Annotated in this window: 16 protein-coding genes; 13 read left to right on the forward strand and 3 right to left on the reverse strand. The window is 39.1% G+C overall.

What is annotated here, in order from left to right; genetic code table 11:
* Positions 1-76: 76 nt before the first annotated feature.
* On the reverse strand, positions 77-1,228 hold the full coding sequence (argE, locus tag AN390_RS02925; RefSeq protein ID WP_029773581.1) for an acetylornithine deacetylase: 1,152 nt from the start codon (positions 1,226-1,228) through the stop codon (positions 77-79).
* A 218-nt stretch (positions 1,229-1,446) separates the two neighbouring features.
* Here argE and argC point away from each other — a divergent pair, with 218 nt between their 5' ends.
* The 7 genes from argC to AN390_RS02965 all read left to right on the forward strand — a co-directional run bounded on the left by argC (position 1,447) and on the right by AN390_RS02965 (position 8,853).
* Positions 1,447-2,457 carry an N-acetyl-gamma-glutamyl-phosphate reductase gene (gene argC / locus AN390_RS02930; RefSeq protein WP_029773582.1) on the forward strand — a complete coding sequence of 337 codons (1,011 nt, stop codon included), beginning with the start codon at positions 1,447-1,449 and terminating at the stop codon, positions 2,455-2,457.
* Positions 2,457-3,224 (forward strand): acetylglutamate kinase, encoded by a 768-nt coding sequence (gene argB / locus AN390_RS02935; RefSeq protein WP_029773583.1) that lies wholly within the window; start codon positions 2,457-2,459, stop codon positions 3,222-3,224. Before argC ends, argB begins: the two co-directional genes overlap by 1 nt.
* A 7-nt stretch (positions 3,225-3,231) precedes the next feature.
* On the forward strand, positions 3,232-4,164 hold the full coding sequence (locus AN390_RS02940) for an ornithine carbamoyltransferase (protein ID WP_024034341.1): 933 nt from the start codon (positions 3,232-3,234) through the stop codon (positions 4,162-4,164).
* Positions 4,161-5,363 carry an argininosuccinate synthase gene (locus AN390_RS02945; protein ID WP_004588532.1) on the forward strand — a complete coding sequence of 401 codons (1,203 nt, stop codon included), beginning with the start codon at positions 4,161-4,163 and terminating at the stop codon, positions 5,361-5,363. The genes AN390_RS02940 and AN390_RS02945 overlap by 4 nt, the downstream gene beginning before the upstream one ends.
* Positions 5,364-5,414: 51 nt before the next feature.
* Positions 5,415-7,280 carry an argininosuccinate lyase gene (gene argH, locus AN390_RS02950; RefSeq protein ID WP_055252928.1) on the forward strand — a complete coding sequence of 622 codons (1,866 nt, stop codon included), beginning with the start codon at positions 5,415-5,417 and terminating at the stop codon, positions 7,278-7,280.
* A 290-nt stretch (positions 7,281-7,570) separates the two neighbouring features.
* Positions 7,571-7,771 carry a hypothetical protein gene (locus AN390_RS02955; RefSeq protein WP_004588530.1) on the forward strand — a complete coding sequence of 67 codons (201 nt, stop codon included), beginning with the start codon at positions 7,571-7,573 and terminating at the stop codon, positions 7,769-7,771.
* Between the two features lie 650 nt (positions 7,772-8,421).
* On the forward strand, positions 8,422-8,853 hold the full coding sequence (locus AN390_RS02965; protein WP_095206722.1) for a hypothetical protein: 432 nt from the start codon (positions 8,422-8,424) through the stop codon (positions 8,851-8,853).
* Between the two features lie 74 nt (positions 8,854-8,927).
* On the opposite strand, the gene AN390_RS19730 is transcribed toward AN390_RS02965, so the two are convergent.
* Entirely contained in the window at positions 8,928-9,164 is a 237-nt protein-coding gene (locus AN390_RS19730) for a hypothetical protein (RefSeq protein ID WP_055252929.1), read from the reverse strand.
* A gap of 335 nt (positions 9,165-9,499) precedes the next feature.
* Between AN390_RS19730 and AN390_RS02980 the strand changes: the two genes are divergently transcribed.
* The 4 genes from AN390_RS02980 to AN390_RS02995 are packed head-to-tail and all read left to right on the forward strand — an operon-like array spanning position 9,500 to position 11,573.
* On the forward strand, positions 9,500-10,012 hold the full coding sequence (locus AN390_RS02980) for a hypothetical protein (RefSeq protein ID WP_173644022.1): 513 nt from the start codon (positions 9,500-9,502) through the stop codon (positions 10,010-10,012).
* Positions 10,005-10,526 carry a hypothetical protein gene (locus AN390_RS02985; protein WP_055252932.1) on the forward strand — a complete coding sequence of 174 codons (522 nt, stop codon included), beginning with the start codon at positions 10,005-10,007 and terminating at the stop codon, positions 10,524-10,526. The genes AN390_RS02980 and AN390_RS02985 overlap by 8 nt, the downstream gene beginning before the upstream one ends.
* The gene (locus AN390_RS02990) at positions 10,519-11,031 is read left to right on the forward strand and encodes a hypothetical protein (protein WP_055252933.1); all 513 of its coding nucleotides are present in this window, start codon (positions 10,519-10,521) and stop codon (positions 11,029-11,031) included. The genes AN390_RS02985 and AN390_RS02990 overlap by 8 nt, the downstream gene beginning before the upstream one ends.
* Complete coding sequence (locus AN390_RS02995) at positions 11,031-11,573, forward strand: hypothetical protein (RefSeq protein WP_055252934.1); 543 nt, start codon at positions 11,031-11,033, stop codon at positions 11,571-11,573. The genes AN390_RS02990 and AN390_RS02995 overlap by 1 nt, the downstream gene beginning before the upstream one ends.
* A 41-nt stretch (positions 11,574-11,614) precedes the next feature.
* Here AN390_RS02995 and coaD read toward each other — a convergent pair whose 3' ends face one another.
* The gene (coaD, locus tag AN390_RS03000) at positions 11,615-12,106 is read right to left on the reverse strand and encodes a pantetheine-phosphate adenylyltransferase (RefSeq protein ID WP_054983183.1); all 492 of its coding nucleotides are present in this window, start codon (positions 12,104-12,106) and stop codon (positions 11,615-11,617) included.
* A 325-nt stretch (positions 12,107-12,431) separates the two neighbouring features.
* On the opposite strand from coaD, the gene AN390_RS03005 reads away from it, so the two are divergent.
* Together AN390_RS03005 and thiI are read left to right on the forward strand one after the other, a co-directional pair.
* On the forward strand, positions 12,432-13,085 hold the full coding sequence (locus AN390_RS03005; protein ID WP_004588522.1) for a TetR/AcrR family transcriptional regulator: 654 nt from the start codon (positions 12,432-12,434) through the stop codon (positions 13,083-13,085).
* A gap of 97 nt (positions 13,086-13,182) precedes the next feature.
* Positions 13,183-14,640: a tRNA uracil 4-sulfurtransferase ThiI gene (gene thiI, locus AN390_RS03010; RefSeq protein WP_029773596.1), complete on the forward strand. Its 1,458-nt coding sequence runs from the start codon at positions 13,183-13,185 to the stop codon at positions 14,638-14,640.
* Positions 14,641-14,643: the final 3 nt, after the last annotated feature.

Raw genomic sequence — 14,643 nt, forward strand, 5'->3', positions numbered from 1 at the left:
TAGTTATAAACTAAAACAAAGGCGCCAATGGGCGCCTTTGTTATTTTTGCTGTGAGCTTTTAATACAGCCTTCTTTTTAAGCGTTAAAGCAGTTTGCCCTAATAATGTCAGTTATAATTTTTTGCGATGGGTTTATTTTCTCCATTGCTAAAAATTCATCAGGTTGGTGGGCTTGATTAATTGAGCCAGGCCCCATGACTATTGTTTCACAGCCAAGTTGCTGAATAAACGGAGCCTCTGTGCAATAATTTACTGCAACGGCTTTTTCTCCTGCAATTTTTTCTGCCATTTTAACGAGTGCGCTATCAGTGCTGCCACTAAAAGCTGGAATGGGCTCGTGTAAATCAATTACACTCACTGCGCTTGGGTATTGCGCGTTTATATCGCTGGTGGCATCAATAAGTAAAGCTTGTAAGTCTTTAATGCTTAACCCTGGAAGCGGGCGCATGTCTATGTGCATTTCGCAGCAGCCACAAATTCGATTTGCGTTGTCGCCACCATGAATATTACCTAAATTTAAGGTAGGGTAAGGTATTTCAAAATGTTCAACTGAATATTTATTCTTTAACTGCTCTTTTAAGATCAGCAACTTTGTAATCACTTTATGCATGACTTCGATGGCGTTAAGACCACGTTCGGGATCGGAACTATGACCTGAGCGGCCAATCACTCTTATAGCCGTGCTCATATGTCCTTTGTGAGTAAATACAGGAGTCATATCAGTAGGTTCACCAATAATACAACGCGCAGGTTTTAAATTAGGATGCTTACAAATTTGCTGCGCTCCCGCCATGGTGGTTTCTTCATCGGCAGTGGCGAGTATTAAAATAGGTTGTGTTTGCTGTTTTATATCAAGCTCACTAATAGCTTGTAATACAAAAGCAAAAAAGCCTTTCATATCAATACTACCTAACCCATATAAGTTATTATTATGTTCAGTGAGTTTAAACGGGTCGTGGTTCCAGCGGCTATCGTCAAACGGTACGGTGTCTGTATGGCCGGCAAGCATTAAGCCGCCATCGCCTTGCCCCCGCTTTGCAAGTAGATTGTATCGGCCTTTCCCACCTTCTAACTCTATAATTTCGCAAGTAAAACCTAAACTTTCGCACCAACGTGCTAGCAACTCTATTACCCCTTTATTACTCATACAAAGTTCATCTTCTATTGCACTAATAGAGGGGGCTGCAATGAGTTGTTGGTACATAGAGATAAATGACGGCAAAGACATAAAAAAATCCAAAATAATTATTCAATTTAATTGCATAACAATATAAAAGTATTTATGATGAATATCAATTCACTTTTTAAGCATAAATATATTAAGTATAGCCATGAAGATAATGCGACGATAATCAACAATTCATTGAGAAAAGTATTAGCTAGCATCTAAGCTAGTGTAAGCGAACACCACACCTATTTAGTAGTAAATTTATAAACGAGTAACAAATGAATGTAGCGATTATTGGCGCAAGCGGTTATAGCGGCGCAGAATTAGCAAGCTTAGTTGCTAAGCACCCTAATTTAACGTTATCGGGCTGTTATGTCTCTGAAGGAAGTTTAGATAAACATAAATTATTAAGTGATTTATACCCAGAGCATAGAAACCTTCTTGATATTCCTCTACTACCACTGAGCGAATCAGCGTTTGATGACATAAATTCGAGTGCCGATTACATCTGCTTATGTACTGATCACAAAGTAAGTGTTGATTTAGCCCCGCAGTTTTTAGCTATGGGTAAAAAAGTATTCGACCTATCAGGTGGTTACCGCCTTGCTAGCAACGACGACTATGTTACTTACTATGGTTTTGAGCACCAACATCCTGAGTTGTTAAACGAAGCAGCCTACGGGTTAGCTGAGTGGAATAGCAGTGCAATTGCCAAAGCAAATCTTGTGGCTGTAGCCGGCTGTTACCCAACCGCTGCGCTTAATGCGTTAAAGCCGTTGCAACAGGCAGGCTTGTTGAGTGATGAAAAAGTGATTATTAATGCTGTTTCAGGTGTTACTGGCGCAGGGCGTAAAGCCAGCGTAGGTACTCACTTTTGTGAAGTATCGCTTGCCCCGTATGGTTTATTTAACCATCGTCATGGGCCTGAAATTGAACAACACCTTGGCCACAAGGTGTTATTTACACCGCACTTAGGTAACTTTCCGCGTGGAATTTTAGAAACTATTTATGTACAGCTTAAGCCAGGCGTTACCAAGGAAAACGTATCTGATGCTTATCAAGTACTTAATAACGAGCCGTTGATTCGTTTGTTAGCTGATAAAGTGCCATCTATTAAAAGCGTGGTAAAACAACCCTATGTTGATATTGGTTGGCAGCAGCAAGGCTCTCAACTGATTGTTATGGCAGCGATAGATAATCTATTAAAAGGCGCTGCGGGCCAAGCCTTGCAATGTATTAACTTATCAATGAATTTAGATCACACCACTGGCTTAAAAGGAGCCTTTTAATGAGCACTAAAACGTGGGTAATTAAATTAGGTGGTGCTGTACTTAATACTGAAAACGCGGCAAAAGCTTTGTTTAATGTATTAAACGCTGATCAAAATAATCAGTTTGTTATTGTTCATGGTGGTGGCTCGTTAGTTGACACTTGGCTAAAACAAGCAGGCTTTGCTAGTGCAAAGCACCAAGGACTGCGTATTAGCCCAAGTGAGCAAATGCCTTACATAGTGGGGGCGCTGGCTGGCTGTGCAAATAAGCAGCTGGTAAGCCAAGCTATTAATGCAGGCCATAAACCTGTTGGTCTCTGTTTGTATGAAGCCGGAGTTATGGCGTCTCAAAAGCTAAAAGCGCTTGGGCAAGTAGGTAAGTGCGAAAGTAATGATGATTCAATTGTTAACGATTTACTTAAGCTTGGTAGGTTACCTATCGTGAGCTCCATTGGGTTTGATGAGCAAGGTAATTGGTACAATGTTAACGCTGATGAAGCTGCCGCAGCGATTGCTAGCAACTTAAATGCAGAACTTATTTTTATGACAGATGTAGAAGCAGTACTTGATGCAAACAAGCAGCCGTTACATCAACTTGACACAAAACACATTGATACTTTAATTGATGAAGGGGTAATTTTGGGCGGAATGGAGGTCAAAGTTAAGACCAGCCTGCACGCTGCCCAACATTTACGACGCGGTGTGTATATTTCCAGCTGGCAAAAGCCAGACAATTTAATTGCTTTGCTACAGGGCGAGCATGTCGGAACAAAAATTACACCATAGGGTTATCATGTTAGAGAATTTTTTAACGGGTCTAGAATTAGACCAACAAGGCGCACTAAATTTACTAAAACTAGCGCGTGATTTAAAAGCAAAGCCAGAAAAGTACAGCCAAGTATTAGCGGGTAAGTCAATTGTTACCTTATTTGAAAAGCAAAGTTTACGTACGCGTTTATCGTTTGATATTGGTATTAACCGTTTAGGCGGCCACGCTGTGTATTTAGATCAGCAAAACGGCGCTATGGGTGCACGAGAATCTGTAAAAGACTTTGCACTTAATATTTCTACGTGGGCTGATGGAATTGTAGCGCGCGTAAACCAGCACAGCACGTTAACCACCTTAGGTGAATACTCTAGTGTACCTGTCGTTAATAGCTTGTGTGATTTATATCACCCGTGCCAGGCATTGGCTGATTTTTTAACGCTGCAAGAAGTACACGGCGATGTGAGTGAGCTAAAAGTGGCTTACTTAGGTGAAGGTAACAACGTTACTCATTCACTTATGTTATTAGCGGCAACGCTAGGTACTGATTTTGTTGCTGTTACACCAAAAGGCAGCTCGCCTGATTCGCAAATTCTTAAAAAGGCAGAGCAAATTGCTGCAATGAACGGCGCATCAGTAATGGTAAGCGACCGAGTAGAAGCCGCTGTAGGCGCTAATGTTGTATATGCAGATACGTGGGTGTCTATGGGCGATGATACACCTCTTGAGCAAGTTAAAGAAAAATACATGCCATATCAGCTAAACCAAGCACTGCTAGAACAAACAGGTGCGACTACGGTATTACATTGCCAGCCGGCACACCGTGAGTTTGAAATTACCTCTGAGGTAATGGATGGCCCAGCATCAAAAATTATTCAACAAGCAGAAAATCGTATGCATGCGCAAAATGCTCTGCTAGTTACATTACTAAATCCAAATTTTGTTAAGGAACACCTATGAGTTCAATTAAAAAAGTCGTTTTAGCCTATTCAGGTGGTCTTGATACTTCAGCTATCGTGCCATGGTTAAAAGAAAACTACGGTTGTGAAGTAATTGCCTTTGTTGCCGATGTAGGCCAAGGCGCTGAAGAGCTTGAAGGCGTTGAAGAAAAAGCCATCGCATCAGGCGCATCTGAGTGTTACGTAGTTGACTTAAAAGATGAAATGGTAAGTGAGTACATTTACCCAACGCTTAAAACGGGTTCTATTTACGAAGGTACTTATTTATTAGGTACGTCTATGGCGCGTCCTATTATTGCTAAAGCGCAAGTTGAAATTGCACGTAAAGTAGGTGCCGATGCACTTTCGCATGGTTGTACTGGTAAAGGTAATGACCAAGTACGTTTTGAATCATGTTTTGCAGCGCTTGCACCCGATTTAAAAGTAATTGCACCATGGCGTGAGTGGGATTTATCAAGCCGTGAATCATTATTAGATTACTTGGCTGAGCGTGATATTCCGTGTTCTGCCTCAGCAACAAAAATTTACAGCCGTGATGCTAACGCATGGCATATTTCGCACGAAGGTGGCGAGCTTGAAGATCCATGGTGTGAGCCTAGTGACCAAGTTTGGACCTGGACTAATTCACCAGAACAAGCACCCGATAAAGCTGAGCATGTAACGCTTACGGTTATTGAGGGTGAAGTGGTTGCCGTAAATGGCGAGCAGCTTAAACCTTATGACTGTTTAGTTAAATTAAACGACATTGCTGCGCCACATGGTGTTGGTCGTGTAGATATTGTAGAAAACCGTTTAGTAGGCATGAAATCGCGCGGCTGTTACGAAACACCTGGTGGCACCGTTATTATGGCGGCACTGCAAGCCATTGACGAACTAGTGCTTGATAAATCAAGCCGTAAGTGGAAAGAAGTACTGGGCGGTGAATTTTCGCATTTAGTCTATGACGGTCGTTGGTTTACACCACTAAAAGACTCTATTTTAGCCGGTGCAGAAGCACTTTCTACACTTGCTACAGGTGAAGTTGTACTTAAGCTTTACAAAGGCCAAGTGACAGCCGTTCAGAAAAAATCACCTAATAGCTTATACAGCGAAGACTTTGCTACATTTGGTGAAGACGACGTATATGACCAGTCACACGCTGAAGGCTTTATTCGTTTATTCTCGCTTTCGAGCAGAATTTCAGCAATGGCTAAAAAGTAAATTATTTATAGCCCCTTGTATAAGGGGCATTACAGGGTTTGGAGAGATTTCATGGCATTATGGGGCGGACGTTTTTCTACGGGTCCAGATGAGGCGTTTAAACAATTTAACGACTCACTTCCGTTCGATTATCAGTTAGCAGAGCAAGATATTATTGGCTCTGTGGCATGGGCAGGTGCGCTTGAGCAAGTAAATGTACTTACAAGCGATGAGCACACCAAATTGGTTGCAGCACTAAATGAACTGCTTGAAGAAGTAAAAGCAGATCCACAAGCAGTGGCAACCTCAGGTGCAGAAGACATTCACTCGCACGTAGAAGCTGCACTAATCGAAAAAGTAGGTGATTTAGCTAAAAAGCTACACACAGGCCGAAGCCGTAATGACCAAGTAGCCACTGACTTTAGATTATGGTGCCGTGATACTGCCGATCATTTGCTTGGTGCTATTGCCGGATTAAAAGCTGAATTTGTTGCCCTTGCAGAGCGTGAACTAGGCACTATTTTGCCGGGTTACACTCACTTGCAACGCGCTCAACCTGTGTTATTTAGTCATTGGTGTATGGCTTATGTAGAAATGCTAGAGCGAGATGAAAGCCGCTTGCAAGATGCCAAAGCGCGTTTTAATTTTTGCCCTCTAGGCAGTGGCGCACTAGCAGGTACTGCCTACCCAATTGATCGCCAAGCTTTGGCGCAAGGCTTGGGCTTTACTGGCGCAACTAAAAACAGCCTTGATGGCGTATCTGACCGTGATTTTGTAGTAGAGCTTTTAAGCTGTGCCTCTATTTCGATGATTCATTTATCGCGTATGGCTGAAGATTTAATATTTTATAATTCTGGTGAAGCCGGATTTATAGAGCTTGCTGATAATGTTACCTCTGGCTCATCGTTAATGCCGCAGAAAAAGAACCCTGATGCACTAGAGCTTATTCGTGGTAAAACGGGCCGTGTATTTGGCGCGTTTAGTGCCATGATGATGACCTTAAAAGCACTCCCTCTTGCGTACAATAAAGATATGCAAGAAGACAAAGAAGGTCTTTTTGACGCTATGCCAACTTGGCTTGCCTGTATTCACATGGCGCAAGCGTGTATCAAAGGCGTAAAAGTAAACGGCGATAAAACGCTTGCAGCAGCAAAAGGTGGCCATGCTAATGCAACAGAGCTTGCAGACTACTTAGTAGCTAAAGGTGTGCCATTTAGAGAAGGCCACCACATTGTGGGTGTACTTGTGCAGCTTGCTATAAGCGAAGGTAAAACCCTTGAAGAGCTTTCGCTTGAGCAGTACAAATCGGTTAATGACGTATTTGAAGATGACGTTTACCCAGTACTTGAAATAGATGCCTGTATTAAAGCACGTCAAGCGCTTGGCGGTACATCTATTGAACAAGTTACTAAAGCGGTTAAAGAAGCCAAAAAAAAACAGCAAATAACGGTTCGTGATGCAAATTTAGATGATGTTGAAGATATTGCTAGGCTGATACAGCACTGGGCTACGGTAGGTGAAAACTTGCCGCGTGCTAAAAGCGACATGGTGCATTCAATTAATGAATTTGCAGTAACAGAAATAAACGGCAAAGTGTCGGGATGTGCATCGTTATACATTTACGACACGGGGCTTGCTGAAATACGCTCTTTAGGCATAGATCCACAAAGCGCGGTAACTGGGCAGGGTAGGCAGCTTGTAGAGCACTTATTAGCAAAAGCCAAAAAATTGGCGCTTAATCGCGTTATTGTATTAACCCGTGTGCCAGACTTTTTTGAACAGCAACGTTTTACTTTTTGTAGTAAAGAATCGTTACCAGAGAAGGTAATGAAAGATTGCGAACTTTGCCTTCGTAAAGAAAACTGTGACGAAGTAGCAATGGAATATATTTTAAAGCCAAGTACACGTGCGGAGATCCCGTGTAAATACGTGGCTTAAATTCCCTGGATATAAAAAACGTACGGTTACCCCTGTGCGTTTTTTTATGTGTATAATGAACTGGTCAGATGAGCTCGGTGTTAGCTAGGGTTTTAGATTTAGTTTTAATAAATAGTTGTAGGTAGCATGTATTTTTAATATGTCAAAAAATGTTGGCACATTGGTTGCTTTGTATAAGTCAGATAGCAAAATAGCTATCACTGCTTAAAACAGGTAATGCAATTACCTACATGATGGTGTGATTAAAAGTTGCGCCAAATAATATTAAAACTTATACAAGGATCAATCACATGCAAGTTTCAGCTAATAGCCAATTACAAATGCAAGCATACAATAAAACACAACAATTACAGCCTGCAACGGAACAAACTGCTAGCCCTAAAACCCTACAATCTGATACAGTAAGTTTCTCTCAAGAGGCGATGAGTGCTGCGAGTGCGGAACTCCAGCGTGGTGGAGTTGTTTACCTCCCACCTGTAAAACCTAAGTAATACAAATGGTGTTCAATGTTTTTGACTGACTTTTTTGGTATGTTTTCGCTTTCAGCCTTCTCAACTTGGGGGTTTTTGATGGCGTTTCTTTTTAATGTATTTATTTTTTCATTACAATTAAAAAGAGATACTACTCTATTTATCAGTTCATTTGTAATGATGGCTTCTTATTCCATCTCGTATTATTATTTCACTTGGTTTTCTTTTCAAAGCTCAGTTTACGTAGATTGGGCTTTATATGATTATGCTACAGTAGCAACTTTGGGGTTAGTTTACTTCTTCATAAAAAAGACGACTACATCTTTTTTATATCTCATATCTGGTTTGATAATTAATTCAGTTTTCAGTTTATTAATGCACTTGGATATATATATATTAGGGAATAGGGAATCATGGGTTTTCTGGAATATTTATACTTTTACAGTCAATATTATTGATTTAACTATGATTGTTGCATTAATAGTAGATAGAGACTTTCTCGGACTTCATAAATTGAAGGCTCTAATCAGCAACTTTCTTATAAGTAAGCACAAAGTATTAAAGAGTAAGTTGCTTTAATACTGTATATCCTACCTTTGAGTATCTTTGCTTTAATCTCTAATTTCGATTTCGCTTATATATTAAGCGCTATTGTGCAGTGGGGGTTTCTCATGGCCTTTTTATACTCATTAGTATCTTCAATAAATAACCCCTTTAAAGGCTTTGTTGTACTTTCGAGTATTATGGCGATAGGTTATTTGCCTTGGATATTCACAAACTTTCAAACGGTTACTTATTTAGATTTTGCCCTTTTAGATATCGCTATTTTAGTTGCTGTGTATGTAACTCAGCGTTATTTTATTAAAGAGAAAACGACAGCTTATGTCTACTTAATCATCGGCCTTAGCGTTAACACCTTTTTAGCCCTATGCATGTATCTAGATACCAATATTCTATATAATTACACCTACTGGTGGTTTTGGCGCTTTTATTCATCGGCTGTTATGTTTTCTGATTTGTGTATGATCGCCGTACTAATTATCAATAGAGACTTTTTAGGCTTAATTAAGCTTAAAAGGTGGCTTTTGCAGCTAGCATTTTAAAGACGAAGTATCGATACGTTTATGGTGATGAAAGTTATAGTTTGGATAAGTAAAATACTAAGCTAGGTGCTCAGTTAATGGTGTTGTTTATTATTTTTGAGGTGCTTATTATTAGCGTTTACTTTTAAGATGGATATCATCTCTTTTTTATTAGATGTGAGAATTGCCCATATAATCGGTGTGGTATTGCAATGGGGGTTCCTCATGGCATTTTTATATTCTTTAGTCTCATCTATCAATTCACGCTTTAAAGCGTTAGTTATACTTTCATCGATTATGGCTATTTCGTATTTTCCAGGTGTTTTGTTCAATTACCAAACCATTACTTACCTTGATCTCGCTATTTTAGATGCTATCACCATTGTGGTTTTAATTATTGCCCAATACTTTTATATTAAAGAGAAACAGTTGCATTTATGTATCTTATGCTTGGGCTGAGTATCAACATGTGCTTTGCTTTAGGTATGTATTTAGACTCTTATATTTTACATAATTACACCTACTGGTGGTTTTGGGGATTGTATTCATCAGTGGTGGCCATTTCTGATCTGAGCATGATTTTAGTGCTGTTTATCAATAGAGATTTTTTAAAAATTATTTATTTAAAAAACCTTATTTACTCGTTCTTTGCTAAGAAACCGCAATAGTGAATAATGTTCTAATCCCTCCTGAAGTGTCAGTTTATATCGGTGCGTTAGTGCAGTGGGGGTTTTTAATGGCCTTTTTATATTCACTAACAACTAGCATTAACAATCCATCAAAACAGGCAGTATGGCTATCTTTAGTTATGGTAGTTTCTTACTGCTTAAGTACAGTTATAGATATTTACAACATTAGTTACATAGAACTGTTTTGCTATGATGTAGGCACTTTATTTTTTATTTTATTTCTGCGGTATTTCCTACCTGAAAAGCGCATATCTACTTACTTATTATTTGGCTTGAGCATCAATTCGTTATTATTTTTAGCTATGCACATAGATGTGTTTGTACGTGGTAATTACGAACCGTGGTGGTTTTGGTCTGTTTATACAGTTGTTATTAATATGATGGATATCATCATGGTTGGTATTTTTTTCGTTAAAAAGGATTTTTTAATGTTAGTGCATGCTAATGATAAGTTGGTGAACGGTGTTATGAGATTGAAGCAAAGTGGCTGATGTTCTTTGGGGACTGGTCGATTTAGGGTACAACGTAGGTATTTTGTTTACGTGGTTTTTTCTTATTGCCTTTTTGTATAACTTATCGGCAAGTATTAATAAGCCAGATAAGAGCAGGGCACAACTTTCATTTATTATGATGGTATCCTACATAGCTAGTTTGTTTATGGATCCAATTATAGAAACACCGCACTTAAATTATTTTTATTATGATGCTGTAACTATCTTGGTTTTACTTCTGTGGCGTAATTTCACCAAACAAACTATACCTACGCCCTTTTATTATTTAATTGTAGGGCTAAGCTTTAATGCCTGCTTATTTTTAGGTATGCATTACGATATCGAAGTGCGTGGCACATTGTATTATTGGTGGTTTTGGAATGTTTATGTGTTTGGCATGTATTTTACTGATTTATTAATGCCGTTGGTTTTAGTTGTTAATAAAGATATTTTAGGTTTAGCGAGGCTAAGTAATTATTTAACTACAAAGTTGAAGCGTTTCCGATATGCATAGCCTGTTATGGGCGATGGCTGACCTTTATGATTACATAACCATTTTAATTACATGGCTGTTTGTTTTTGCATTTTTATATTGCTTATCTACAAGCATAAATAAGTCAGATAAAAGTTTAGCCCAAATATCATTTATTATGATGGCTTCATATACATCAAGTATGGTTATGGACCCGCAAACAGCCACACCTCACTTAAAACTGTTCTTATTTGATGCAGTTACCATAATCGCTTTGATGATATGGATGATTTTTTTATCGAAAGCTAAACCGATCGCTTTTTATTATTTAATCGTGGGGCTTAGTTTTAATGCGTTTGTATTTTACGGTATGCATTACGATAGTATCGTTGTTGGGAATATAGAGTATTGGTGGTTTTGGGGGCTTTATGGTATTGGGCAGCTTACAAGTGACTTAGTAATGGCATTGGTTTTATTTATAAATAAAGATATTTTAGGGTTAATAAAAGTCAAAAAATATCTCGTTAAAAAAATGGGTGCTTATTAATGCTCCAACATGTATTTATGGCATTGAGCACAGTAAATGACTACCTAAGTATTTTTATTACATGGGCTTTTGTAGTTCCATTTCTTTATAATTTTGCTTGTACAATAAACTGCCGCAATAAGCATATTATGTACATTTCTTTGGTGATGATGCTCTCTTATACGCTCAGCCTATTTATGTTCAAAGCATCATTTATCCTTACAGGCTCAATATATTTAGATTTAGTAATTGCAGATTTACTTACCATTTTCACGCTTGCTTGCCTCTCCTATAATTATAAACACGCTAACGCCACAGCCTATTATTATCTTCTTTGTGGTTTAACGTTTAATGCAACATTACACATGGCTATGCATTACGATTATGTGGTGTTGGTTAGTTATGACTATTGGTGGTTATGGGGGGTCTATGGGGTTGGCCAGTTTTCGAGTGACTTAATAATGGCAATAGTATTAATTATAAACAAAGATATTTTAGGCTTGGTAAGGCTTAAACGCGTTTTATTTAACCACAATGAATTACAAGCTATGGCTAAAAAGTAGTTAGGTATATTAGCGCACCAAAGTGCGCTAATTGTGTTTAATTAGCTTGCGTCGCAGCCTAACCTTTGTTTTAAAGCATCCACTACAAGTGGGCTTACAAATTCGCTCACATCGCCATTATGGCGGGCAACTTCTTTTACCAAGGTTGATGATATAAACGAGTTGCGCTCAGAAGGTGTTAAAAACACGCTTTCTAAATCTGGATTTAGGCGGCGGTTCATATTTGCGAGCTGAAATTCGTAATCAAAATCAGATACCGCTCTAATACCGCGAATAAGCACATCGGCTTTATGATCAAAAGCTAAATCGGCTAGTAAGCCTGAAAAGCCAATCACTTTTACATTACTTAAATGCCCTAAAATAGTGTTGGCTAAATCAACTCGCTCATCGAGACTAAAGCACGGCTTTTTAGAAGGGTTATGAGCAATAGCAACAATAACCGTGCTAAACATTTTAGCTGCGCGCTGAATTAGGTCTGTGTGGCCGTTGGTTAACGGGTCGAATGTACCAGGATAGATTGCCGTAACGTTCATAGATTTCACTAACTATTATTTTTCAAGTAGTCTATCAGTGTTTGTTCTACAAATCAGCCTAGGAGATCAGGTTGAGCTTTTATGTTTGATATTTAATCAGTAAAAGTGCTTTAAATGAGTTACCATTTTTTAAAGTGTAATTACGCTGCTTAGGCTTTGCGTTAGCTAACAGCACTACATTATTGCAAATGTCTGCGTGCAGCATAATCAGACTTCGTTTTTAAAATAGTAAATTATGATGGTATTTAAACCAGCCCGATTTGTTTATACTGCAAGGCTGATATTTAGTGTAATGTAGTTTATAAGTTAAATTGAGTCGTCGCATATGAATACTAAGGATAAAATAATACACACCAGTATTTCGTTATTTAATGAACATGGTGAGCGTGCAATATCAACCAATCATATTGCATCACATTTAGGGATGAGCCCGGGTAATCTTTACTATCATTTTAAAAATAAAGAAGACATTATCCGACATATTTTTGCGCTTTACAGCGAGCATTTACATACTCATTTTAAACCCATTGAAGCAAACGATGATGCGTTTGATCATTTAACTGCTTATTTAGATTCATTATTTGAGCTAATGTGGCGCTATCATTTTTTTTACGACAACTTAGGCGACATCCTCTCCAGAGATGAAAGCTTAAAACAAGCCTACATTGGTTTTCAGTCAACTTTATTAGAGCAGGTTCGCCAAGTTATTTTAGGCCTGCGCGATAACGAAATGATTGCCATAGAAGAGCAAGATGCGCTTGAACTTGCCCATACTCTTAAGCTAACCGTTAGTTTTTGGACTCCGTATATTAAAGCGCGTAGGCTCAGTGGTAATTTAGCTGAGCAAGATATTTATCATGGCATTTTAAAAGTATTAGCATTATTTAGGGCTTACAGCACCGAAAAAAGCATTCTTAAAATGAATCAGTTACGTGAAAAATACACCCAACTTGCAGAGCAAGCGCCAGCGCTTGCCTAACTGCTGTTAGTTGGTTAGTTCCTAGACGCAAAAATTTTTGCTATAATCGCGCGCCCAATGCCTGGGAGCGCGAATTCCCGCAGTCTAAGAGTGAACTATGCTTAAATTTATCGTCAAACTACATCCTGAAATTGCCATTAAAAGCCGTTCGGTACGTAAACGCTTTACTAAAGTGTTAGAAAATAACATTAAAATTGTATTGCGCCGTGTTGACGAAAAAGTACAAGTAAGAAACAACTGGGATAATATTTCTGTTGTAACTAAGCTTGATGATGCACAAACACGCCTAGACTTTATCGATAGCTTGCAGCGCATTCCTGGTATTGTGCAATTTATTGAAGTGACCGAAACTGACTTCACAACGCTTGACGATATCTATAAAAAAACCATAGACCTAGTAGGGCACACCATTGTTGGTAAAACGTTTTGTGTACGCGCAAAGCGTATTGGTCAACACGACTTTACTTCTACGGATTTAGAGCGTTACGTGGGTGGTGGTTTAAACCAGCACGTTGAAGGCGCTCGCGTTAAGTTAAGCCGCCCAGAAGTAACTATTCGCTTAGAAGTAAAAGACGATAAAGCCTACATAGTTACGCAAACTCACCAAGGTATGGCAGGCTTTCCACTGCCAACACAAGAAGACGTGCTTTCGTTAATGTCAGGCGGCTTTGACTCTGGTGTAGCAAGTTATCAGATGATCCGTAAGGGCGCTCGCACGCACTTTTTATTCTTTAATTTAGGTGGCGCAGCACACGAAATTGGTGTTAAACAAGCCAGCTACTACTTATGGAAAAAATTTAGCTCTACTCATAAAGTTAAATTTATCACGGTTGATTTTGAACCGGTTGTTGCCGAAATTTTAGAGAACGTTGAAAACAGCCAAATGGGTGTTGTGCTAAAACGCATGATGATGCGTGCTGGCAGCCAAGTAGCCGAAAAATTAAATATTCAAGCCTTGGTAACTGGTGAGAGTATAGGTCAGGTTTCTAGTCAAACCTTAGCTAATTTAAGTGTGATTGACCGCGTAACAGAAACCCTGATTTTGCGCCCACTTATTCAGCACGACAAACAAGAAATTATTAATATCGCCCGTAAAATTGGCACCGCAGAAATGGCCGAAACCATGCCTGAGTACTGTGGCGTAATATCTAAAAAGCCAACGGTTAAAGCTAAACTTGACGTTATTAAAGCCGAAGAAGAAAAGTTCGACTTTGATGTGCTTAATACTGTTGTTGAAAACGCTCGCATTATGGATGTGCGTGATATAGACGTAGAAGCTAAGCAAGAACTTAAAGAAGCTGAGTCGGTAGTTGATTTACCAGCGGGTGCAGTGGTTGTTGATATTCGCTCACCAGAGGAAGAGGATGCAGCGCCGCTTGAGATTGACGGTATAGATGTAGTGCATTTACCGTTTTTCCGCTTAGCGACTAAATTTGGTGATCTGCCAAAAGATAAGGATTACTACCTGTATTGTGAAAGAGGGGTTATGAGCCAGTTACAGGCGCTTATTCTTCATGAAGCAGGCTTTACGGGTGTAAAAGTTTACCGCCCGTAAAGG

Source organism: Pseudoalteromonas sp. P1-11, assembly GCF_001399995.1.
Classification (GTDB): Bacteria; Pseudomonadota; Gammaproteobacteria; order Enterobacterales; family Alteromonadaceae; genus Pseudoalteromonas; species Pseudoalteromonas atlantica.